Source organism: Paenibacillus sp. EKM211P (assembly GCF_011066175.1).
GTDB lineage: Bacteria > Bacillota > Bacilli > Paenibacillales > Paenibacillaceae > Paenibacillus > Paenibacillus polymyxa.
Genome location: NZ_JAAMNS010000002.1, coordinates 644,483 through 668,993 on the forward strand (window position 1 = coordinate 644,483; position 24,511 = coordinate 668,993).

A 24,511-nucleotide genomic window follows, 5' to 3' on the forward strand; every position below is an offset into this window, starting at 1 on the left:
TGCTCCTTTACTCTTCCCCTTACAAGGTGCTTACAGTCGTACCCCGGCTCTTTCAGCCACCTATGAGTCTTTGTACCCAAGATGTATTACAAAGGCTATATAAACCTGCGTGTATGCTTAACAAGTTTATTGCATAATCCGATGCACGGTGTATACATCCTTCACCCGTTTGATCCGTTCGACAACAGAATGCAAATGATCCGTGTTACGAATAAGAATTGTAATGTGAATCATTACCATTTTATTTTTATCTGTACGTCCTGTCACGGCCGAGAAGCTAGTTTTGTTCTCAGAAATGGCCTGGAGTACCTCGTTCAGCAAACCATTGCGGTCATGCCCTGTAATCTCAATATCGACGCTATAATTGACCTCGGCTGCTTCTTCCCACTCAACTTCAATCACGCGCGCCTGATCTTCGCCCACACCCGAAGGAATATTCGGACAATCGGTACGGTGCACAGATACGCCGCGCCCGCGTGTTACGTAGCCGATGATGTCATCACCCGGTACGGGATTACAACATCGTGCAAAGCGAACGAGTAAATTGTCGACACCTCTGACGCTGACACCGTTGGTCGGTGTTTTTTTCCGTTCACCCTGCGGTTTGTATTCCTTGACCTCGGTCGTCAGTTCAATTAGACGTGCCTCTTCTTGTTCCTTGCGCAACTTCTCTGTCAGACGTGTACAAACCTGCGCTGCGGTTATACCACCAAAGCCAATCGCAGACAGCATATCTTCAGAATCATTAAAAGAGAACTTTTGTGCCACATCTTGAAGTTTGTCCTCGCTCATCCACACGGATGGCTCAATATCACGCTTTCTTAGCTCACGTTCCAGACTGTCGCGGCCTTTTTCTACATTTTCCTCACGCTTTTCTTTCTTGAACCACTGCTTAATTTTACTGCGCGCGTGAGAGGACTGAGCAATTTTAAGCCAGTCCTGACTAGGTCCATAGGAGTGCTTGGACGTCATAATTTCCACGATATCGCCAGTTTTCAGACGATAGTCCAAGGGAACAATTCTTCCATTTACCTTAGAGCCAATCGTTCGATTGCCAACTTCGGTATGGATACGGAAAGCAAAGTCCAGCGGAACCGACCCAGCCGGCAACTCAATGACCTCTCCCTTAGGAGTAAAGACAAACACAAGGTCTGAGAAAAAGTCCATTTTGAGTGATTCCACAAATTCCGATGCATCCTTTGCCTCGTTTTGCAACTCCAAAATTTCTCGGAAAAAGGTGATTTTGTCCTCAAAGTTTGTGTTATTTGCCCCGTTGTTTTCTTTATAGGCCCAATGGGCGGCAATCCCGAATTCAGCGGTGCGATGCATATCCACTGTGCGAATTTGCACTTCTGTAGGCTCTCCGTTGGGACCTACTACGGTCGTATGGAGGGACTGATACATATTAGCCTTAGGCATGGCGATATAATCCTTAAACCGCCCTGGCATCGGTTTCCACAACGTATGGATAATCCCCAATGTGGCATAACAATCTTTAATGTTATCCACAATAATTCGAATCGCCAGCAAATCGTATATTTCGTTGAATTGCTTGTTTTTCGTCGTCATCTTTTTAAACACACTGTAAATATGTTTAGGGCGTCCAGACAAATCAGCCTGAATACCCATCTCTTCCAGCTTCTCTCTGATACGCTGTATGACATTATCAATAAATTGCTCGCGCTCTGCCCGCTTCTTATGCATCAAATTAGCAATGCGATAATACTGCTGAGGATTCAGATAGCGCAAAGCAATGTCTTCCATTTCCCATTTAATCGCTGAAATACCCAATCGGTTTGCAACCGGACAGAAAATTTCCAACGTTTCATAAGCGATTCGACGCTGGCTTTCTTCCGATTGATATTTCAGGGTACGCATGTTGTGCAGACGATCTGCCAGCTTAATGACGATGACACGAATGTCCTGTGCCATGGCAATAAACATTTTTCGATAATTTTCGTTCTGCTGTTCTTCCTTGGAACGGAACTGGATACGCTCCAGCTTCGTCAGACCATCGACAAGCATCGCACATGTATCGCCAAAATGCTCGCGAATCTGCGCCAAAGACACCGTCGTATCCTCCACAACGTCATGTAAAAGAGCGGCGATAATGGAGATGGTATCCATCTGCATATTAACGACGATATCAGCAACCGCAAGCGGATGCAGAATATAAGGTTCACCGGACTTACGAGTCTGGCCGGAATGGGCCTGCTCGGCAAAATCATAGGCGTCCCTGATGCGGATAAGATCTGCTTCTCTGGTATAGGCCCCGGCCTTTTTAAGTAATTGCTCTATCCCCATTCTGCTCTATTCCGTGTCCTTTCTATGCAAAATGGAACCCGCCGATCAATGTCGCGCAAAGGTTCCCTTTTAAAAGTGATTTCCTACAATTATGACGCTTAGCACGCCACACGTCAACTATTACAGGTTTGGCACTGTCGCATTTATTTTGTCACACATGGTTAAGTAAAATCAGGATTGTTGACGAAATGAAACGAATTATATTGAAAAAATTACGAAAAGTAATTAATGTATATAAGAATAATTGAAAGAACTAAGGAGTGAACTGCGTTGCAACGCGAAATTCAAGTTAATGAAAAGCTTCCAGCAGGACCTGGGATCCTGCTCAGCGTACAGCATTTGTTTGCCATGTTTGGCAGCACCGTGCTGGTGCCCAATATTTTTGGCGTCGATCCCGGCATGATTTTGCTCATGAACGGTATCGGAACATTGTTGTACATATGGATCTGCCGTGGCAAAATCCCTGCCTATCTCGGCTCCAGCTTCGCTTTTATCGCTCCTGTCAGTCTTGTGCTTAAAAGTAACCCTGGCAGCAATGGCTATGCAATGGCCCTGGGTGCTTTCATCGTTACAGGTATTATTTTCTGTCTCGTTGCACTGGTAATCAAATACGCCGGGACACGTTGGCTAGACATCGTTTTTCCACCGGCTGTCATGGGATCAATCGTAGCCTTGATTGGTCTGGAACTGGTTCCGGTTGCTGCAGGCATGGCAGGCATTATTAATGCCGATCCTACTAAAGCCTGGACGCCAGATCCCAAAACGATCACCCTTTCCCTCGTTACGCTCGGTGTTACTGTTCTGGGTGCGGTGTTGTTTCGCGGATTTGCCAAAATCATTCATATTCTAATCGGTATCGTGGTGGGCTATGTGCTTGCTTATTTCATGGGTATGGTCAATACGCAGGCTATTGCGGACGCTCCTTTGTTCGCTCATCCCGCAATTACCACTCCAACCTTTAATGCTTCGGCTATGCTGACGATTCTTCCGGTTGCTCTGGTCGTCATCGTAGAGCATATTGGTCACTTGCTAGTGACGAGCAACATCGTCGGACGTGAGTTGTCCAAAGATCCTGGTCTCCACCGCTCTTTGCTGGGTAACGGGATTTCTACCATCATTTCCGGTTTTGTTGGTTCTACACCTAATACGACTTATGGTGAAAATATCGGTGTTATGGCATTAACTAAGGTATACTCTGTATGGGTTATTGGCGGAGCGGCTATTATTGCCATTCTGTTATCCTTCTCGGGTACGTTCTCAGCGATTGTTTCTAATATTCCATCTCCAGTTATGGGTGGCGTATCCTTGCTCTTATTCGGTGTGATCGCTGCCTCTGGTCTTAGAATCTTCGTCGAGCAAAAAGTTGATTTCGCCAAGCCAACCAACATGCTGCTCGCTACCATCGTGCTTGTGGTCGGAATCAGCGGTACTACGCTCACTTGGGGTGCTGTCACCTTGAAAGGTATGGCCCTGGCGACAATCATCGGTATTATTCTGAGTTTGTTCTTCAAGCTGGTTGATGTGCTCGGCTGGTCGAATGATAAAACGCAGGAACCTTTAACTGAAAAAACACCAGATTAATATCTACTTTTCAATTTTAAAACGCCGCTCCATGTTAGTTATGGATGAACACGCTCAGGCTGTATAGACAAGCGTGTAAGTATCCTTCTTACATGGAGCGGCGTCTTTTTATGCACGGCTTTTTTATTTATTGTTAAAATAAGATATCACACACGAAAACGGGATACGACCTGATTAAGCGTATCAGAAACACCTGTAAGTGACTTGGCAGAACTGTCCACATCTTCCAGATCCTTCAACTGCCGTTCGGATCGTTCCGAGGCTTGGCCTGCACGTTCAGCTGAAGCTTTCGCAATATCTGCAAGATAACCAATAGATGCAGCAACTTCTTCTGAGCCTGCCGACATTTCTTCAGAGGCAGATGAGACCTCCTGCACTTCTATCGCCACCTGCTGAATATCTTGATTCATCGCCATAAAACGTTCTTCCACCTCACGTAAAATAGATACGCCTTCATCCATCTCCAGAGCCCCCTGCTGCATTCCTTCCAAAGCGAATTTGGTTTCTTCCTGCATGGATAGGATTCGACTTGTAATTTGCTCCGCAGACTCGCTTACGTTTACGGCCAGCTTTCCAATTTCTGAAGCCACTACAGCGAACCCTCGGCCATGCTCCCCAGCACGAGCGGCTTCAATGGAAGCATTCAGCGACAGCAACTTGGTCTGCCCACTAATATCCTGAATCATTCCAATAATGCTGCCAATTTGAGCGGACCGCTCATTTAACGAGCTTACTACCCTGCCTGCCTCATCCATAGACATTTTCGCTTTATGCATTCCTTGGCTGACCACGTTCAACCGTTCATTTCCTTGTTGTGCCTTATGTTCAATCTCAGTGGTAGCCTCGGATACATGCTGTATAGATTCAGCAATACGCTGTATGCCAACAGCCATTTCTTCCATCGCAGTCGCACTTTCTGCTGCTGCGGTCAACTGAAGCTCTGCCCCTTCCTTTACCTGCGCCAGTTCTCCTGCATTATGGTGCGCATCTTTAGTCGCTCCGGAAATCTCCTGAGATATTTTTAAAGATACACCTGAGATTACACCTGACTCTTCGCTCAAGCGTGATGCCATTCCTCTGGTTGCAACAATCACCTTATTGATCCCATCAGCCATTTGGCCAAATTCATCTTTACGATGATGTGGTAATTCAACGGTATAATCACCAAGTGCCATACGATTGGTCATCTGCCTAATTTTTTTAATCTCTTTGATCATGCCTGAATTGTTAATCAATACCGCTCCTATAATTAGTAAAATACCTATAACACTAACAATCAGCAGAAGTTTAAGCATTTCATTCGCAGAGCGATTCAAATCCGATTCTGGCAGTAATACACCGATTTTCCATCCGGTTTGTGGGAGTGTTTCGTACATTATCCGGTAATCCTCATTATCAATGGGTACGGATAGTTGTCCAGACATACCACTTTGAATAGATTGTGCTGCTTCCGCATTCATCGTGTTTTTTAACGGCTCGCCTGCTTTTAAGGACTGAAGACCGGATGACAGAATGGCTCCATTCTTATCCACTAAGATCGCACTACCTTGAGTACCAAACTTCATTTTTTCAATATACGTCTGGATACTCGTCATGTTTAGGTCGGCTGTAATGACACCTAATAGTTTCCCCTCCCTGTCGTAAAATGCTTTCCCTGCCGTAATCATATTGATGTTCAGCTTGCTATCGTAAAAAGGCTCTGTGAAATTTATATCTTTACCACGTTCCACGGCTTCTGTATACCAAGGCTGCGTTAAATAGTCATATTGCGGATCGTCATATTCAGTCGATTGCTTGACTAGCTCGCCGTCTCTATGCACATATATTGAACGGTAGGTCACTCCTGGGTCATACGCATCTTTAGCAAAATAAATCCCTAACCCGTAAGTCATATCATTTAATGTCAGCTCTTGTTCAAAGAGTCGTCCATAGCCCTCAATGTTCATTTCTGTTCCCAGTTGTTCCGCACTCTTAGTCAGCATCGAAACAAGCAAAGCATGACGATCTACGTTAGCTGCAATATCTGCTTGAACCCTCGACAAGGAATGAGCAGCATTTTGGCTTATTTCCGTATCCAGCTTCTGTTTGGCAAAAAAATAAGACAAAAAGTTGATTAAAATCAGCGTTATAAGTACTAACGGAACCAAGGTAGAAAGTGTCCGTGCTTGTAAACTCTTAAATTGAAATATACCCAATGTATATCCACCTCTGTTTCTTTTTACACTTTTATCGACATTTATTTTATTTTTTTATAACTAATTTCCAATAAAAGCCGTGGTAATTTGTTACAATAAGAAAATCCAATTTAATTACAATCAAAAAATAGTCCGATGGAGCAACTCTTTAGATAAAGAGATGTTCCATCGGACTATTAAGGCAATCCATGTATAAATATTTCCCGGGAAACCCCGGTTTCTAAACACTTAGTACTTAATTAGGGTAAATACATCTACGTCAGGCAGCTTCGCCCGTCCGTTGAGATCAGACAGCTCGATAAGGAAAGCAGCCCCTGCCACATTGCCACCAAGTTGGCGTACCAGGTTCACGGATGTAGCAATGGTTCCGCCTGTAGCAAGCAGATCATCAGCAATCAGAACATTTTGCCCCGGCTCAATCGCATCCTTATGCATAGCCAGAGTATCCTTACCATATTCCAAACCGTATGCTTCCTCAATGGTTTCTCCAGGCAACTTCCCACTTTTACGGATGGGAATAAAACCAACACCCAGCGCATAAGCCAGAGGTGCACCAACAACGAATCCACGTGCTTCCGGACCTGCAATCAAATCAATTTTTAAATCAGATACCAGTTCCTTCATATCGTTGATCGCCTTGCGATACAGTTCACCATTTTTCATTAGGGTCGTAATGTCCTTAAAACTAATCCCTGGTTGTGGAAAATCGGAAATTACCCGAATATATTCTTTGTAGTCCAACTTAGTTCCTCCTACTGTAAACTTCTAATTAGTATATACATTTTACAAAACTACAAGGTAATATCTCAAGACGCACCTTTCATAAGCGACATGATCCAGCTCGTCATCTGGTTGGTGTCCGCATCCAGTAAATACTGCTCCATCTCAGCCATATTGTACAATTCCTGATAGCGCGGAGAAGCAGTTAAATCCCGCTTGGGCGGATTGGATACAAAACGAAATTGACCATCTGTACGAGTCAAAAATTCAAGATCTTCGAAGATGTCCAATACTTTGGATAACATGCGCACTGAACACGAGCACTGCCTGCTAAGAGCAGGTAGCATTGCTTTTTCATCAATTAGCTGTGTTCCCATTCGAGAAAGCACAATGTAAATACGCTTAAACAGCTCCCTATCGGGGCTCACGAGCCGGCCGCCACGCTCACTGATCGAATGAAGAAGAAATACGTTCTCTACATTCTCAAAGGTAGACCATAATGCATGAAACTGCTCGGGCGTATCTGGCGGCTCCAGTACGAACAGCGACTTCACAGAGTGCTGTGTATCTTTTTGACCATCACTAGGAGTAACGCTGCCATCTTTATCGTATAACCATAAGGATTCAGCGCCCACGGAGCTTGATGTCCGAAGCCGGGATGACGGATGGATCAACACCGCAACATCATTCTTTCTTTCCTCTAAGCTTGGATGGAAGATCCTCAGCCCTCGCTCCAGTTCGGCAAGTGGGTCCGATACTCCACGATAATCAAAAATTTGCGGAGCCTGCACACGAATATCCTGCATCATCAGCTGAAGTGAACGTTTACCGTTCCACTCGTTAATTGATAACTCGCCCAACAGATCTATGTCCGTTTGCTGCTGTAAAAAATCAGCCAAATCGCCACGTCGGAAGGCAATCGCATCCAACGATAAACCATTCTGCTCCAATAGTAGCTTCACATGGTTTTTCTCACGTCCCATTTTACGAGCCTCGCGCAATTGAAGCCCCTGTAATATGAATCGTGGAGAAGGATTTCCCATCCCAAAAGGCTGAAGTAATTCCAGTTCTTCAACCACTTGTAAAGACACCTCATCCAGACGACAGACCATATCAGCCTCAGCTATAGGGATAAAATCCTCCGGTGTCAAAATGGAACCTGCATAGCAGTTTAGCCGTTCTTCGAATAATTCCAGATTGTCACGGGACAGCGTCATCCCCGCTGCCGAAGGATGTCCACCAAAATGCTCCATGAGCTCATGGCAATCTGTAAGAGCACTGTATATATCCAATGCAGGAATAGAACGAGCAGAGCCTTTGCACATGCCTGTCTCCGCATCTATGCCCAGAATAATGGTCGGACGATAATACCGATCCAATAGCTTGGATGCCACAATTCCGACGACACCAACATTCCAGCCCTCACCAGCCAAAACAATCACAGATGGAAGCTTGCCTTCATTTAGTTTGGATGCTAATTGCTGCTCGGCTTGCTCCACTATGTGTTCGACCACTTGTTGGCGCTCACGATTGAGCAGATCCAGCGCATGCGCAAGCTGGTCTGCTTCCTCCTCTTTTTCTGTCGTCAGCAGGGAAACTGCTCGTCCCGCATGATCCAGACGCCCGCTCGCATTAATCCGCGGTGCCAATGCAAATGCGATGTTGACCGAAGTCACTGTGGATATCTCCACACCCGCTACATGAAGCAACGCCCGAATCCCTGGGAATGCAGTGTTTCTCATCGATTGAATTCCTCTACGTACTATCGTCCGATTCTCACCATGTAGTGGCATCAAATCAGCTACCGTACCAATAGCGGCGATTTCAAACCATTCCTCGGGTACTTCACTCAACAGCGCCTGAGCCAGCTTCAGGGCAACACCAACGCCTGCAAGGCCTTTAAACGGGTAGGGACAATCCGGTAGCTTCGGATTGATCAAAGTATAAGCCTCGGGAAGCACAGCAGGCGGCTCATGATGGTCAGTCACAATCACATCGATTCCTAAGGAAGTCGCATAAGCAATTTGCTCTACTGCACTAATTCCCGTATCCACTGTAATGACCAGCGTCACTCCCTGCTGATGTGCCCAATCCAGAGCATGGTTATGCAGACCATATCCCTCATTAGAACGATGGGGAATGTAAATATCATAAGATGCCTTCAGAAAACGCATAAGCTGAATCATCAATGATGTACTGGATACACCGTCCGCATCATAATCGCCATAGATTAATATATGCTCGCCGCGCTCCAGAGCCTGGCGAATTCTCGGCACGGCCTCTTTCATGCCAAGAAGCAGAAATGGATCGTGTACATCGTCCACACTTCCGTACAAAAAGCGGTTTGCTTCCCCGGCCGTAGTGACGCCCCGGTTCACTAAAAGCCGGGACAACAATGGTGAAATCCCCAGCTCTTCTGTTAACGGCTGAGCCGCTTCCAGGTTAACCTCCGGGGTCTTCCATCTGTACTGCGAATGAAGCAATCCTATTCACCTTTCTTTCATAGTCGGCCTGCCTTATTGAAGCAAGGACGACGCATCATTATCTGGCAGTTCATAGTTGGATTTATAAGGATACCCGGCTTGGTAAGAAATGAACTGCATTTGTACATGAGTCACCTGTGGAAAACGGGCTAACAGTAAATTTTTGGCTCGATCAGCAATTTCCTGCGCCTCCTGCACCGTAATCCGCGGGTTAACACTTATCGTTACATCCACTGTTATGAAATGACCCGTTTCCTGAGCATGTAAGTGTTCAACCGTTACAATACCATATACCCGTTGAATCGTCTCCATAAAGCGCTGGGAGTCTTCCTCCTGCAAGGGCTGTGCAGGCACCTGGTATGCGGTATTCATTACCATGAGATATCCTTTACGCAACACCAGACAGGCTACCAGCAAAGCTGCAGTTGGATCAAGATATAACAATGCAGGCCACTCCATTGCCTCGCCAGTCATTGCACCGATCATGCCGATCAATGCAATCAGCGATGCATATAGCGAGTACCGTTCATGGTTAGCGTACCGATCCGCTTCCGCTTTATGGCCGTGTTTAATCGAGTAGCGATATTGAAACTGAAACAACGCTTCTCTCAACACCAAAGCAATAAACACGGTAATTAATGCGTACAAACCGGGAGCTTGCGGTTCCGAACTGCTTAATGAACGAATAGCAGAAATAGCTAGTTGAAGTCCGCTCATCAGCACTAAAATAGCCAGCACCACAGATATAACCGTCCGAACTTTTTCACCGTTCCGCAACCGCGCCAGCATTCCGTGATCTGTACCACCCTTGGAAAACAGCATCTCCTGCAAACGGGAAGCACTATCCGCAGCCGTGTGCAGTGCATCCCCCATCAACGCCTTGCTGTTTGCTGCATAACCGACGGTTCCCTTTAGAACAGCCAGCGCGAGATTGCCTACAATTCCGCTCAACGCCGCAGTTTCTAATGATCGGCTGCGTTCGCTATTCACAACGTTTCCCCCTCAATCCTGAACTAACCATTTCCCGATAAAGCTCCAATCCAATATAACCGAATTCTTAAAACCTTAGAAAACCGCGCCCAAGCAGACGCGGCTTTCTCTTTAATTTATACTACTGGTATTTGCGTAACTTAAGACTTTGCAGTTTTGGCCGCTCCACCAGTTGTTGACGTCTTTTGTTTTCCCTTCAAAGCTACCCACAGCGGGCTGGCAATGAAGATGGAAGAGTAAGCACCGAACAGCAAACCGATAACCATCGCAAGCGAGAACATCCGAATGGACTCGCCGCCAAAAATGAATAGGCAGACGGAGGCAATAAACACTGTAAACACAGTTGCGAGTGAACGCGTCATTGTCTGTGCAATACTGTGATCGACGACTTGCTCCAAGTCGGTTCTGGACTTTTTCTTTGCAAATCGCAGATTTTCCCGAATACGGTCAAAAATAACGACGGTGTCATTAATGGAGAAACCGACAATTGTCAGAATAGCCGTAATAAAGGTCAAATCCACCTCAAGCCGGAAAATCGAGAATATACTAATGACGAGAAACGCATCATGCAGCAGCGAAACAATTGCAGCAACCGCAAAACGCCATTCAAACCGGATCGAAATGTAGATAGCAATAGCCACAGAGGCCAGCAAAATCGCCCAGATTGCATTTTGCTCCAGCTCTTGCGCCATTTCCGTATCCACCGTATTGACCTCAAATGATGCCTTCGGATCAAGCTCTTTGTTAAAAGAGGTTTTGAATTCATTCACTTGCTGATCCGTTAATACCTGTGAAAAACGAATGCCGAAACGCTCTTTACCTGGTGTATAATCCACCTCTTTGCCGATCCCGTTCTTGTTCAGCAAAGCTTGAATCTGTTCTTGTGTAACTGTCTTAGTCAAATTAACATCCACGTTGGAACCGGAACGGAAATCAACCCCGTAATTCAAACCAAATATCGATAAGCTCAAAATACCAAGCAATGTGATAATAATCGAGAACGTGTAAAACCACTTGCTCATCTTGACATATTTATAGTCCCAATTAAAGCGCACTGATATCACTCTCCTTCACACCAAAATACTTGGCCTTCTTCACAGCATCTGCTTTAACCAGCAGATTGAGCAAGAAGCGCGAGAAGAAGATATTTGTCAAAATACTCACGACAATATCAACGATGAGCACGAGAGCGAATCCTCGAACGGAGCCTGTACCCAGACCAAACATGACGGCTGCCGCTATAATTGTCGTAATATTGGCATCCATAACAGTACGGAACGATGCCTTACTGCCTGCAATGACAGAAGAACGAATCGTTTTGCCTGACTTGATTTCTTCTTTAATCCGTTCATACGTAATGATATTGGCATCCACCGCCATCCCGATCCCGAGCACGAAGGCTGCGATACCCGGAAGTGTGAGCACGAAACCGCCCAAATAAAAAATCGCAAGCACCAGCCAGGTATGAACGATGAGACAGAAGCTAGCTATCAGTCCCGGTACACGGAACATTGCAATCATAAAGATCAGAATGATGACCGAACCGATCAAACCGGCACGGATCGTCTGATCCAGTGACAACTGACCCAGTGTAGCTCCTACACTCTGAGAATATTTTTCCGTCAGTTTAAGCGGAAGAGCACCCAGGTTGATCGTATCTGCTAGCTTGTTCGCCTCATCACGTGTGTAGCTACCTGTAATCGAAGCACTGCCATCCGTCAATTCACTACGGACTGTAGGTGCAGACAGTAATTCATCATCCAGGAAAATAGCCAACTCTTTATTCATAAGTCGCTTTGTGATTTCTGCAAATTTAGCTTTGTCTTTTACTTTGATACTAATCTCAGGCTTGTTCAGCTGATCATAGCCTACCACTGCACCATTCTCCACAAAATCATTACCGCGGAGCTCAATTTTGCTGTATTGACCCGGCTTTTTAGCATCTGCTGCCGTTGCACTACGGAAGGTTAACTCTGCGGGTTTTTTCAGCATGGAGCGGACTTCCGCCTCATTAGAGACACCAGCAAGCCGCACGCGAATCCGATTGCTCCCCTCAGTTGTTACTTCCGGCTCAGTCGTACCAAGCGCATTAATACGTCTCTCCAAGCTTTGTGCTGTTTGTATCAGAGACTGGCTGGTTACACGCTGCCCGGCTTCCAAAGGCTGGGCTTCATATAAAATTTCAAAGCCTCCCTTTAAATCGAGGCCTAATTTTAAACTTTTTAGTAGGCCCGGGCTTGTCCCGACCATAACACCAGTAGTTATGAGCACGACCACGATGAAACTTAGAATTCTTTTCATTCCGTCCCATGTTCCCCTTTCATTCTCAATATTCCTATTATAGCTACCCCTCAAAAAGCAGTCAATTTGAACGCAAAAAAAGACCCCCTTCTATTCGAAAGTGGAGCCCCGTAATGCGGACATCGTCAAATAGTTCATAAAGCTCGTCGCTTTAAGGGAAAGTATATCGTTAACGAGCTTGTGCAGCGGAGGAATACCCTCCTTTTCATATTTATGGCTGACGCAATTCCACACGTCCTTACTGGTGACATGTTCATAGCCTACGAGAATCAGCTCGTCTGCCTTACTTTGACAGAGTATCTCAATTGCGTCATCCCAATCCTGCTCATCCAGCTCTTCCATACCCACGATGGTCGTTCCTCCTCCCAGCGACTATCGGTTCCGCAGATCAGCAATTAGCGGGGTTATTGACTGCTTTATAGAACATTTCTGTCCTGATCTTGGAAAACCCTTCTTTTCGTCGAAAAATAGCCGTAAATCAACAATATATGCATTCATTTCGCTCGTCAATAGCAGAATTCACCACTCTCCCTCTTGTAGTCTGGATCACCTTCTTTCTAAGCTGAAAAGCTTGTCATGAACATGGACAGGTCCAGCATATCTTCTAAGGAAACACATAGACGCAGAATTTCATTTTGGGGAAGAGGGAGTTGCGATTGAAAAAGCAGACATTCATTCATGGAGCAATTATTTTATTGGCAGCGGGAATCATCAATCGGCTACTGGGTTTTATTCCCCGAATCGCACTCCCGCGTATCATCGGCCCCGAAGGAGTCGGCTTGTACCAGCAGGGGTATCCCTTTTTTATTGTACTAGTGACTCTTATTACTGGGGGCATCCCTCTTGCGGTAGCCAAGCTTGTAGCTGAAGCTGAAACGGCGGGGCAACCCGAGATGTCACGGCGTATTTTGCACACTAGCTTGCGCTTCACCATTACACTCAGCCTGATCGCCATGGCAATCTGTCTTGTGTTTGCACCTTGGATCACAAGCCATCTCCTGACCGACAGCCGTGTGTATTATACATTCGTAAGTATGAGCCCAATGATTGTCATTGTTGCTGTTTCCTCAGCTTATAGGGGCTATTTTCAAGGAAAACAAAATATGATTCCTTCCGCAAGTTCCTCCATTGCGGAAACCGTCATGCGCATTTTTTGCGTCATTTGGTTTGCTTACTTGTTACTTCCTTATGGTGTAGCCTACGCTGCTGCAGGTGCCATGCTCGGTGCTTTGGCGGGTGAATTCATTGGCATGGTTGTGCTGCTGTGGCAATATGCCTGGAACCAGCGAAAAGATCACATTCTTCAACCAAAGGCCCCTTTAACCCCAAAGGTTCATACCGAGCAATTATCCGTTTTGTCACGTCTTATGTCGATATCCGTTCCCGTTACTGCTGGAAGGCTTGTCGGTTCCTTATCTTATTTGCTCGAATCTATCTTATGCATGCGTAGCCTCGCCGTAGCAGGCATTGCAACTGGCGTGGCAACCGCACAATATGGAGCCATGCAAGGCATGGTTATTCCTGTGTTATTACTACCTGGGGCCCTTACCAGTTCGCTGGCTGTTTCACTCGTGCCTTCGTTATCCGAAGCAGCAGCGAAAGGGCATATTACTGCCATTCACAAACGTTTGCATCAATCGCTTCGACTTGCTTTAGTCGCAGGAGCTCCATTTGCCGTAATTATGTATGTATTAGCAGAGCCGCTGTGTCTGCTGCTCTACAATAACGGCGATATTGCAGGCATGCTTAAACTCATGGCCCCCTTTGCACTTTTTATGTACATTCAGGCCCCGCTTCAGGCAGCACTTCAGGCGTTAGATCGCCCTGGAAGTGCCTTATTGAACACCTTTATCGGAGCCATTATCAAAATTGTGCTGATTGTATGGCTTGCTTCTCAGCCTCAGTACGGTATCTACGGAGCTGTCATCGCCATCTGTATTAACAGTGCTATCGTTACCCTCCTACATGGCTTCAGTGTCAGCAGACTGCTTCGCTTTCGTGTACGTTTACTTGACTTCTGGAAAACCGGGATAGGCATGATCATTATGGCGGCAGCGGTATTATATACCTACAGACATTTAACGATTTTCGATCAAATGTGGCTCCAGTTTATTTTTGCCGCAGGCTTGGGAATTATTCTGTACCTTTTCCTGATGACCTTGATCAAAATGATCGACTGGGACAACCTCACACGCATTCCAATCCTGAGAAGATGGTTTAAAGCATAAAAAAGCTTAATCTGAAGATTCTCCATAGACTGGCGGTGTAATATATACATCCCCTCTATGGTTGACCGAGCATAAGAAAACATCCTTAAAATCTTTGTGTCCCTTCGCTTGAATCTGATTTTTAAGCCAAAAACGGTTCATATCCATCCGTTCCAAATTTCGATCCAGCACCTTGCCATCCATAATTAATGGAATCGGCAGTCCCTCATATCTAAACTTTCCACCGATTTGTGGAGAAGGGTGGACTCTATTTTCCTGGTGCTCTTTGCTTATCAAATTATTCTCGCTTTGTTCCTGCTTTATTTTTTCGCGTTTAGCGCCATCGTAAATATCCTTGCTAATCACCGTGAGTTTACCTGTTGTTTCCAGAATGACATATTCAACCTCGTCCAAACTTTCTATATTTTGTTCACGAAGTTGTAACAGCAAGTCATCTAAGTTATAACGCTGCTTCGCCATTTCGTCCTTGTTTAGTTGTCCATTGGAGAACAATACACTGGGCCTACCATCAAATAGTAAGCGCAGACGCCGACTTTTCAGACTGAAATAGGAAATCCCGATTTGCAAAATTAACAGCACTCCTAAAGGAATCAACCCTTCATAAAGTGGACGTTTTATATCCTCCAGGCTGAACACAGCAATTTCCGCAATCATAATGGATATGACGAGATCGAAAACAGACAGTTTTCCGATCTCCCTTTTACCCATCAAGCGCATCACCAGATATACAATAAAATACATGAGCAGCGTCCGAAAAATATGAGCAAATATATCGTGACTCAATAGGTTCGCCTCCTCTCCTGTACTTGCGACAAGACATTAGTCGTTCATTGTACACGTATTCTGACCGTTCCTCACTTGGCTCATACAAAAAACAAAAGGCTAAATTATTGAAATAAAGAGAAAGACTGCTTACGACTTGGTACTAACCCGGGAAGCTTGGCCATAGAATGATAATAGTTCAAACCTTGGTACAGGAGGAATTATCCATGGAGCTCATTCGCCGCTGGTGTTCGTTTCGTCTGGCCCATCCCATTTTATCCGGCTTATTTTATGCCTTTGCATGGATGCTGTTTGGCGCATTGATTCTTTCAATACTTTTGTGGATGACACAGATGCAAGAACAGGATTTATCATTGTATACGTACATCGTCCACGCATTCGCCATGCTATCTGGCGGCTTCGTCGCTGGTAAAAGATCCACGAACAAAGGCTGGTATCAAGGCGGTATTACTGGCATTCTGTATGGACTAATCGTTCTTCTGGTCGGTTTTTTGGCATTGGATGCAGGCATGAACGGTAAAGACCTAATGCACTTAGGAATCGCGTTTGTCATAGGAGCAGGTGGCGGGATGTTTGGCATTAACTTCAGCAAGTAAGTCGACATGTATGCAACACAAAAAAACCGAGCCTCCTCAAAGGCTCGGTTTTTGCATTACAATCGCATATTACGATTTAGAAACAACTTCCTCAGTTGCAGTGTCTTTTGCAATCGCATTACTAATTGCACTGCGGTCAAAGGTCAGCTTTGTCACATCATTCACACGCAAAACAACCACATCGTCCGTAATCTCCACAATTGTACCGTGAAGACCTCCAATTGTAATTACTTTATCTCCCTTTTTCAAAGCTTGAAGCATCGATTGACGCTGCTTTTGTTTTTTCTGATTCGGACGAATCAGCAAGAAATAGAAGATTACAAACATCAGAGCCAGTGGCCAGATCATTTGAAAAAGTCCGCCAGCTCCACCAGGTGCAGTCGCAGCTGTAGCAAAATGAAACACATTAAATCCCCCTTTCGTATACTCTCCCCTAAAACTTAAAAGCCTTTATCATTATCATGAAGACCGTACTGCTCAAAAAATTCATCGCGGAAATCAAGCAGCCTGTCATCCATAATCGCTTGTCTGACATTACGCATCAATTGTATTAAGAAATGCAAGTTATGATACGTTGTCAGTCGGAGCCCGAAGGTTTCATCTGCTTTAATTAAATGTCGCAAGTAAGCACGTGAATAATTGCGACAAGTGTAGCAATCACAAGCCGGATCAAGCGGACCAAAATCGCTTGCATAATTCGCATTCCGAACGACAAGACGTCCTTGACTTGTCATCGTTGTCCCATTGCGAGCAATTCGGGTTGGAAGTACACAGTCGAACATATCCACACCACGAATGGAGCCTTCAATCAAAGCATCCGGCGAACCTACGCCCATCAGATAACGTGGTTTGTTGGTAGGAAGCAGAGGAACCGTATAATCGAGCACTTCATACATCAAATGCTTAGGTTCACCTACACTCAGTCCACCAATAGCATACCCCGGGAAATCCATGGAAGTCAAATCTGCAGCACTTTGCTTACGCAGATCTTCATGCATGCCTCCTTGTACAATGGCGAACAGACCTTGATCGTGAGGACGTGCATGTGCCTCCAAACAACGCTCAGCCCAACGGCTGGTACGTTCCAGTGACTTTTTCACGTATTCATACTCAGCCGGAAACGGTGGACATTCATCGAAGGCCATCATAATATCCGAGCCAAGTGAGTTTTGGACTTCCATCGCCACTTCCGGAGAAAGAAACTTCTTATCTCCATTTAAATGAGAGCGAAAATGAACACCTTCCTCTGAAATTTTACGCATTTCACTTAAGGAAAACACTTGGAATCCGCCGCTGTCTGTTAAAATAGGACGATCCCAATTCATAAACTTGTGCAGTCCGCCCGCTTCACGGACAATATCATGACCAGGACGAAGAAACAGATGGTACGTATTACTCAAAATAATTTGAGCATCCATCGCTTTCAGTTCCTCAGGGCTCATCGTTTTAACAGTTGCTTGAGTTCCCACAGGCATAAAGGTTGGAGTCTCAATAACTCCGTGGGGGGTGTGTACACGCCCCAGACGTGCTCCTGATTGCTTGCAGGTCTTAATATGTTCGTATCTTATTGCTGGTGCCATATTTTCTCTACCATCCTTAATTAATAAATGAACATAGCGTCCCCGAAGCTAAAGAACCGATATTTTTGGTCAATCGCCTCCTGGTAAGCATGCATAATATTCTCTCTGCCAGCTAGTGCGCTGACCAGCATAACCAAGGTGGACTTAGGCAAATGGAAATTCGTAATCATTGCATCCACCACACGGAATTCATAGCCTGGATAAATAAAAATCTGTGTCCAGCCACTGCTGGCCTGTAGCACACCATCTACGAAGTTATTGCCCACCGTCTCCAGCGTTCGGCAACTGGTTGTTCCCACTGCCACGACTCTCCCACCGCGTGCCTTGGTTGCATTGAGTATATCTGCCGTTTCCTGTGACAATGAATAGTATTCTTCATGCATAACATGTTCTTCAATCGTATCCACCGACATCGGTCTGAACGTCCCTAAACCGACATGAAGTGTGATAAAGGCAACCGTAACGCCCTTCTCTTTAATTTGGTCCAGTAATTCTTCTGTAAAATGTAACCCTGCCGTTGGTGCCGCAGCAGAACCTTCGTGCCGAGCATAAACGGTTTGATACCGCTCACGATCATCCAGCTGTTCCTTGATATACGGAGGAAGCGGCATCTGCCCCAAGCGATCCAGAATCTCCTGAAAAATACCATCATATGAAAATGAAAGTACCCTTCCGCCCATATCTCCTTCTTCCTCAATAACCGCCTTCAGCTCATCACCGAAAACAATAACAGCTCCCTTTTTCAGCTTTTTGCCGGGTTTCACCAATGCTTCCCATCGGTCTCCCTCCAGTTGTTTAAGCAGCAGAACCTCGGCCTTAGCCCCAGTGTCTTGCTTGATGCCAAACAAACGTGCAGGAATTACTCTGGTATCATTCAGAACCAGCGTATCCCCTGGCTGAAGATACTGCACAATATCCGAAAATGTATGATGTCCCACTTCGCCGTTGTTTTTGTTTAACGTCAGTAATCTAGAAGCGGTCCGCTCAAGCAAAGGCGTCTGTGCAATTAATGTTTCAGGTAGTTCAAAATCGTAGTCGTTTACGTTCATATATTGGTCAGTCCTTAACTATATCCACATTTTTGTAATAGTGTTGCAAAATTTTCTTGTAATCATACCCCTGCTCTGCCAAACCATTGGCCCCCCATTGTGATAAGCCCAAGCCATGACCATTCCCTTTACCTGTAAAAATAAAGCTTTGCGTTTTGTCGATGACTCGTGCATGGCGATCTTCATTCATGACGACCACCCCGTTACCACTTGAAGTGCTGGTGCCAGATGCAGACAGAATTTGGGTGCCTTGTGTGCCGCTTATATGAGTAGTAGCTCCATCAGCGCCTAATACAGTATAACTGCCGGTACTCGCAATATCAAACAGTGTGCTCGGCAGTCCCCCCATCGCTGAGCGATACATGTCCGGATATTTCACTTTTAAAGGGGTGCCATCTGCTTCAACCTCCAATACTCGCCCTGACGGACCTCGTTTGGTGACATCAAGGTGATTAATAGAGGATGGTACCGTGCCAGTTATTTTTCCTTGCAAGGACTTAGCAATTTGAGCTACTGTAAAGGGGCCTCTAACCCATGCATAGTCTCCGGATTGAGGCACCTTTTCCAAAACAATCATCTCTTCGCCCGGCTGCGCCTTTGCTACGGGTGTAACCGTTGATTGGATTTGGGGAATAGGACGCACATTTGTATTTTCCGCAGTGACGGTGATTTTGTCTAACCCTGCTTCTGTAACTCCCTCCAGCTCCTTAGCATTATCCTCGCGAATATAGCCTGTCTTGCCACTGGAGAGAAGTACGTGATACCACTCTTGTGCTCCTTTTTGTGCCGAAGTATCTCCCGAGCTGTCCACGCTCGCAAACGCTTCACCACCACTATTCCACACCTCGGAAGCATCTGCTGTCACACCGCCCGCATTAGAAGAGAATACAGCTTCGACCACTTTGCCGCCACTCTTAATAACTTCACCAGCTGTTGCATCTACAGCCTCGTTGACATTCGCATGTTCTGAGCTCTTACCGTTGTAAGCTTGGCTTAGGGTGCCATCTACCACATTGCCGATCTGAAACCGATTGCCTTGGGCAAGCGCATAACTGCGAGCAGCTACCGCTTGAGCCTTGAGCGCTTCATCTGGCCATGAAGAATAGACCTCTGCTCCTACTACGGAATACAAATACTGCTCCAAAGGGACTTCATTTACAAGCGCCAGCTGTCCTGACGTCATGCCAATCTCCATGTCGCCGCGATATGTACGCTGTGATCTTTCGACCACTTGGATTCCATTATTACCGCCGTTGACAATTACCTTGCTGTTATTAGAGCCACTTAGCATGTAATGAGACATCGCCTGTGAGCCTGTCGTTACTCCTGCTTCCTGTCTTAGAATCAGACCAGTTTGAGTAGTATTCACTTTGGAAAGGGTGAGTCTGGGCTGCTTGCTCTCCAGTTCTGTTTTCAAGGCCGACAGCTTGCTGTCATTACTTTCTTCTCCAACCCATACAGCGTACTGGCCTCTTGATTGAATTACTGTAAAAGCATCAAAGCCTGCGGCAGCAATAGTCGTGCGAACAAGATTAGCCTCCTGCTCGGTTCCGTAGCTTCCCGTCGACCAATGTTTGTTTCCCTTAACTTCGGCCTGTGCTCCGGTTGCTGAGGAAATCCGCTGCACAGCAGCCTGTGCCGACTGTTCACTAGCATATAATCCTGCATACACTTGATAGACAGAGCTACCGTTTTTTGAACCGATAAAAACAGTAGGTTTATCATTAGTCTTTTGCAGAGCTTGAGCCGCTTTTATCGCAGTCGCTTCATTTCCTTCAAATACCTTCACTCGATAGCTGTCTACACTAAAACGAGCCGTACTGTCCGGCAGTCCCATCCAAGCCTGAAAGCTTCCCCCACTGTTCTGGCCGACACTCAGGCTTCCTGATGATTTCAAAGTTACAGCGGGGACTGTCGCTTTATATTTACTACCTAGATCCGCAAAGATCACTACACGAATATCTTCTTGGGCGGCAGCAGCGTGAACGCCCGAAGACCAAGGTATGCAAGCTGTAGCTAATACCATAATAACTGCTGCTCGTTTGAAGCCGCCTGTCCACGCTCCGAAAGTTTTTTTTCGGTTCAATGTTTCTCCACTCATTTCTAGCTCCCCCAATTCTAGCTGACTAGCACTTTTATTACATGATTTATCGGATCTCGACCTGCGTATTTTCCTTTAAATACATCGGCGGAATAAACCAAATTTTGAACCCGCTCGAATCGGACTTACACACTTCTTACCTCAATTTATCTGTCTATCCATTTCATATCGCCATACTTACGAATAGCATTCAATGATTTTTAAAAGTGCACCATGGTTTTCTAGTCACCGTGGGTCTGTTGGCATTGGAATTCCAAGGTGAGCATATGCCGCCGGAGTCACCGTTCGTCCCCGAGGTGTTCTTTGTAAAAGACCAATTTGTAACAAATAAGGCTCATACACATCCTCAATCGTCTGGCTCTCTTCGCCAATGGTCGCAGCAATGGTGTCCAATCCTACAGGTCCGCCCCGGAATGAATGAATCATAGCCTTAAGCATTTTATGATCAATTTCATCCAGCCCGAGTGGATCTATTTGAAGTCTCCTTAGTGCCTCAGCAGCCAACTCTGAATGAATAATACCGTCTCCGGCCACTTGGGCAAAATCACGTACCCTTTTTAACAGTCGGTTGGCAATCCGCGGTGTTCCCCGTGAACGCAATGCAATTTCCTCCGCCGCGTCCCCGACAATCTCAATTTCCATAATATCCGCATTCCTAGACACGATGTAAGCCAGCTCGTCTGTCGTATAAAACTCTAACCGACTAATAACGCCAAACCGGTCACGTAATGGCGCAGAGAGCAACCCAGCGCGTGTAGTAGCACCTATAAGAGTAAAGGGAGGCAAATCCAAACGCACCGAACGTGCACTCGGACCTTTGCCAATCATAATGTCCAACGCAAAATCTTCCATCGCCGGATACATCACTTCTTCCACTGTACGATGAAGGCGATGAATTTCATCAATGAACAAAACATCCCCCTCTTGCAGGTTGGTCAGCAATGCTGCCAAATCTCCTGGTCTTTCAATTGCAGGGCCTGAAGTCGTACGTAAATTAACCCCCAACTCATTGGCGATAATGTTAGCCAGCGTGGTTTTACCCAATCCAGGCGGTCCGTACAATAATACATGGTCCAATGCTTCTTTACGCATCTTGGCTGCTTCAATATATACTTTCAGATTTTCCTTAACCTGATTTTGCCCGATATATTCATTTAGATAACGGGGGCGAAGGCTTAACTCCGCCGTCTGGTCTTCCATCATCAAATTGGCGGAAATAATCCGGTCATCCATATTCCATCGCTCCTCTTTTTACCAGAATCCTATCCACGGACATCAGCGTCCTATCCGGCAAACAACAGTTGCAAAGCCCGTTTCATCAAAATGTCGGCAGAATCATCAGGTTTCGCATCTTTCTTCATTTTGCTCCATACCTTATCTAACTCAGCATCCGTGTAACCGAGCGCCTTAAGCGCCTCACGCGCCTCACTCCAATACGAACCTTCGCCTTCTTCTACAACAGGCTCCGCAAACAATCCGGTAGCCATTCCCAACGCCCCAATACCGTCCAGCTTGTCTTTCAAATCTAGAATCATGCGTTGTGCCGTCTTTTTACCGATTCCCGGTAATTTGGTGAGAAATGTGATATTCTCCTGGTAAATCGCCGTCACCACATGAGCAGGCGTACCGCCTCCCAAAATCCCAAGTGCCACACGCGGTCCAATACCAGATACATCGATCAGTTTACGGAATAATTGCTGCTCCTCACGGGTTGCAAACCCAAACAGTAAAATAGCATCTTCCCTTACATGATGATGAGTGTAAATAACCACCGGTCCTTCCGTTTTGGCGAACGCGTAAGGATTGGGACAAAATACCCGATACCCTACACCATGCACATCCAAAACGACATATTCATTTTCCAAGTGAGCTACAGAACCACGCAAGAAATCTATCATTTTCGTAATACCTCATTTAATTTTGAATTTAGTCCATAGGAATGCGCATGACAAATAGCCACTGCCAAAGCATCCGCTACATCATCCGGTTTGGGCACAGCCTGGAGCTTTAGAAACATTCTAACCATCTCCTGTACCTGCTTCTTCTCCGCCTTGCCATACCCTACAATAGCCTGCTTTACCTGCATCGGCGTGTATTCCCCTATAGGCAAATTACGTTGTTTGGCAGCTAATACCAGCACTCCACGTGCCTGACTTACGGACATAGCCGTTGTAACGTTGCGATTAAAAAAGAGCTTCTCCAATGCTACCGCATCCGGCTTATACTTATCAATTAATTGCAACATGCCTTCATATACATGAAGCAGCCTGTCTTCTTCGGGGGTGTGTGCCTCCGTCTGGATGCAGCCATACTGCACAGGAACCACCTTACTACCAACCTTGTCTACAAATCCGAAGCCCACAATGGCAATACCCGGATCAATTCCTAGAAAACGCAAAAAAATCTCTCCCCTATCGCTCAAACATGACGTAACTAACCAACAGCCAGCACTATCGTCAATATACATGACCAAATCCCATATAAAGCGAACATATGTGTCGTTCTTTTTATTATAACAAAACTTTGTATCTAATAGAGGAAAAAGTTTAACCATGAGTGAAAACATAAAAAGAGACGCTACAAACCTCACCTCGTGGGCAAAGCCTAACGTCTCCGTACTTGGTGTAATCAATAATGCTGCTTTAATACCCTCTGTGTTCGCTCCACTGCAAAATCACTAAAAGTGGAGATTACACTGTTATACTCATTTATATCCTGTACACGGATTCCCTGCTGAAGTTGTTTATATACCCCTTCCGGCAAGGCCGTCTCCATGGACCCTATATCCAATTGAAAAAAGGTACGAATTACTTTTTCCTTTTTAGGTAGCCCTTCAAACAGTGTAAGCTGCCCATCAGTGCTTAAGCCCATATATGCGCGCTCTTTGCATGACTCTGACAAATCTTCCACTCTGCGCTCCAGCCACACTTCTCCTTTAGTATTAAGCCTTCCCTTCCAATCGGGATGTTGCTTCAGCAAATTTTCCAGCTGCTTTGAACTTAACGTTCCCAAGGAAGTGGTCTCCGTGCCACATACGTAGGTAGTTAACAAACGGGTCTTCCTGCTTATACCGGAAGCACGAATACTTTGCAATAGCTGCATCTGTGGGGAGCGGTCTTCGGTCGGGCTATATGATAACTCCTCCATTTCCACCTCTGCCATAACGGGAGTAGCCAGTGGTTGCGACAGCATAGCCTGCATATGATTCGAAAACAGAACGCCCAAACCTGCCAGTAAACAAGCCGCACTAAAAATAGTACATGCCCACACTGCTCTTCTCCACTGTTTCCAGCGCCGTTTCATCTGTTTTTTCCAACTTAATCGCTTCACAGTAATCCCTTCCGTCCCACTTTTTGTGTTAGTGTGACCTGAAGATTACTTAATTATACAAAAGATAATAACATAAACAAAAAAGCCGCTGCTTCCAGCGACTTTCTTTTGAATCGGGATGACACGATTTGAACATGCGACCCCCTGGTCCCAAACCAGGTGCTCTACCAAGCTGAGCTACATCCCGAAATAGATGCCGGTGAGAGGACTCGAACCTCCACGGTTTCCCTCACGATTTTGAGTCGCGCGCGTCTGCCAATTCCGCCACAC

Annotated in this window: 20 protein-coding genes and 1 tRNA gene; 3 read left to right on the forward strand and 18 right to left on the reverse strand. The window is 45.8% G+C overall.

Annotated features, from left to right (window positions below; genetic code table 11):
* Window positions 1–126 precede the first annotated feature (126 nt).
* A complete protein-coding gene (locus tag G9G57_RS05840) occupies window positions 127–2,304 on the reverse strand; it encodes a RelA/SpoT family protein (protein ID WP_044787279.1) in 2,178 nt (725 codons plus the stop codon).
* Between the two features lie 270 nt (window positions 2,305–2,574).
* On the opposite strand from G9G57_RS05840, the gene uraA reads away from it, so the two are divergent.
* Window positions 2,575–3,885: a uracil permease gene (gene uraA / locus G9G57_RS05845; RefSeq protein WP_017427785.1), complete on the forward strand. Its 1,311-nt coding sequence runs from the start codon at window positions 2,575–2,577 to the stop codon at window positions 3,883–3,885.
* Window positions 3,886–4,031: 146 nt separating this feature from the next.
* Here the strand turns inward: uraA and G9G57_RS05850 are convergent, their stop codons facing one another.
* The 7 genes from G9G57_RS05850 to G9G57_RS05880 all read right to left on the reverse strand — a co-directional run bounded on the left by G9G57_RS05850 (window position 4,032) and on the right by G9G57_RS05880 (window position 12,922).
* Window positions 4,032–6,080, reverse strand: coding sequence for a methyl-accepting chemotaxis protein (locus G9G57_RS05850; protein WP_117289410.1), 2,049 nt, complete (start codon window positions 6,078–6,080; stop codon window positions 4,032–4,034).
* A 228-nt stretch (window positions 6,081–6,308) separates the two neighbouring features.
* A complete protein-coding gene (locus G9G57_RS05855) occupies window positions 6,309–6,821 on the reverse strand; it encodes an adenine phosphoribosyltransferase (protein ID WP_013372637.1) in 513 nt (170 codons plus the stop codon).
* 65 nt (window positions 6,822–6,886) lie between these two features.
* Window positions 6,887–9,283, reverse strand: a complete 2,397-nt coding sequence (gene recJ, locus G9G57_RS05860) for a single-stranded-DNA-specific exonuclease RecJ (protein WP_117289413.1) — start codon at window positions 9,281–9,283, stop codon at window positions 6,887–6,889.
* A 33-nt stretch (window positions 9,284–9,316) separates the two neighbouring features.
* On the reverse strand, window positions 9,317–10,273 hold the full coding sequence (locus G9G57_RS05865) for a cation diffusion facilitator family transporter (RefSeq protein WP_019688327.1): 957 nt from the start codon (window positions 10,271–10,273) through the stop codon (window positions 9,317–9,319).
* A 140-nt stretch (window positions 10,274–10,413) separates the two neighbouring features.
* Window positions 10,414–11,328 (reverse strand): protein translocase subunit SecF, encoded by a 915-nt coding sequence (secF, locus tag G9G57_RS05870; RefSeq protein ID WP_019688328.1) that lies wholly within the window; start codon window positions 11,326–11,328, stop codon window positions 10,414–10,416.
* On the reverse strand, window positions 11,318–12,574 hold the full coding sequence (secD, locus tag G9G57_RS05875) for a protein translocase subunit SecD (protein ID WP_016819134.1): 1,257 nt from the start codon (window positions 12,572–12,574) through the stop codon (window positions 11,318–11,320). The genes secF and secD overlap by 11 nt, the downstream gene beginning before the upstream one ends.
* A 90-nt stretch (window positions 12,575–12,664) precedes the next feature.
* Complete coding sequence (locus G9G57_RS05880; RefSeq protein WP_013372642.1) at window positions 12,665–12,922, reverse strand: post-transcriptional regulator; 258 nt, start codon at window positions 12,920–12,922, stop codon at window positions 12,665–12,667.
* Window positions 12,923–13,230: 308 nt separating this feature from the next.
* Between G9G57_RS05880 and spoVB the strand changes: the two genes are divergently transcribed.
* Entirely contained in the window at window positions 13,231–14,802 is a 1,572-nt protein-coding gene (spoVB, locus tag G9G57_RS05885; protein ID WP_044787285.1) for a stage V sporulation protein B, read from the forward strand.
* A 6-nt stretch (window positions 14,803–14,808) separates the two neighbouring features.
* Here the strand turns inward: spoVB and G9G57_RS05890 are convergent, their stop codons facing one another.
* On the reverse strand, window positions 14,809–15,585 hold the full coding sequence (locus G9G57_RS05890) for a YetF domain-containing protein (protein ID WP_164964639.1): 777 nt from the start codon (window positions 15,583–15,585) through the stop codon (window positions 14,809–14,811).
* Window positions 15,586–15,791: 206 nt separating this feature from the next.
* Between G9G57_RS05890 and G9G57_RS05895 the strand changes: the two genes are divergently transcribed.
* Window positions 15,792–16,181, forward strand: a complete 390-nt coding sequence (locus tag G9G57_RS05895) for a TIGR04086 family membrane protein (protein ID WP_016819137.1) — start codon at window positions 15,792–15,794, stop codon at window positions 16,179–16,181.
* 69 nt (window positions 16,182–16,250) lie between these two features.
* On the opposite strand, the gene yajC is transcribed toward G9G57_RS05895, so the two are convergent.
* The 9 genes from yajC to G9G57_RS05940 all read right to left on the reverse strand — a co-directional run bounded on the left by yajC (window position 16,251) and on the right by G9G57_RS05940 (window position 24,428).
* On the reverse strand, window positions 16,251–16,586 hold the full coding sequence (yajC, locus tag G9G57_RS05900) for a preprotein translocase subunit YajC (protein ID WP_102999039.1): 336 nt from the start codon (window positions 16,584–16,586) through the stop codon (window positions 16,251–16,253).
* A gap of 35 nt (window positions 16,587–16,621) precedes the next feature.
* Entirely contained in the window at window positions 16,622–17,761 is a 1,140-nt protein-coding gene (tgt, locus tag G9G57_RS05905) for a tRNA guanosine(34) transglycosylase Tgt (protein WP_019688330.1), read from the reverse strand.
* A 20-nt stretch (window positions 17,762–17,781) separates the two neighbouring features.
* Window positions 17,782–18,810, reverse strand: coding sequence for a tRNA preQ1(34) S-adenosylmethionine ribosyltransferase-isomerase QueA (gene queA / locus G9G57_RS05910; protein ID WP_102999040.1), 1,029 nt, complete (start codon window positions 18,808–18,810; stop codon window positions 17,782–17,784).
* 7 nt (window positions 18,811–18,817) lie between these two features.
* Complete coding sequence (locus G9G57_RS05915; protein ID WP_164964640.1) at window positions 18,818–20,911, reverse strand: SpoIID/LytB domain-containing protein; 2,094 nt, start codon at window positions 20,909–20,911, stop codon at window positions 18,818–18,820.
* A 225-nt stretch (window positions 20,912–21,136) separates the two neighbouring features.
* Window positions 21,137–22,144, reverse strand: coding sequence for a Holliday junction branch migration DNA helicase RuvB (gene ruvB, locus G9G57_RS05920; RefSeq protein ID WP_016819142.1), 1,008 nt, complete (start codon window positions 22,142–22,144; stop codon window positions 21,137–21,139).
* Between the two features lie 50 nt (window positions 22,145–22,194).
* On the reverse strand, window positions 22,195–22,809 hold the full coding sequence (ruvA, locus tag G9G57_RS05925) for a Holliday junction branch migration protein RuvA (protein ID WP_164964641.1): 615 nt from the start codon (window positions 22,807–22,809) through the stop codon (window positions 22,195–22,197).
* Window positions 22,806–23,309: a crossover junction endodeoxyribonuclease RuvC gene (ruvC, locus tag G9G57_RS05930; protein WP_016819144.1), complete on the reverse strand. Its 504-nt coding sequence runs from the start codon at window positions 23,307–23,309 to the stop codon at window positions 22,806–22,808. Before ruvC ends, ruvA begins: the two co-directional genes overlap by 4 nt.
* 230 nt (window positions 23,310–23,539) lie before the next feature.
* Window positions 23,540–24,241 (reverse strand): BofC C-terminal domain-containing protein, encoded by a 702-nt coding sequence (locus tag G9G57_RS05935; RefSeq protein WP_044787292.1) that lies wholly within the window; start codon window positions 24,239–24,241, stop codon window positions 23,540–23,542.
* Between the two features lie 113 nt (window positions 24,242–24,354).
* Window positions 24,355–24,428 (reverse strand) — tRNA-Pro (locus G9G57_RS05940).
* Window positions 24,429–24,511 lie beyond the last annotated feature (83 nt).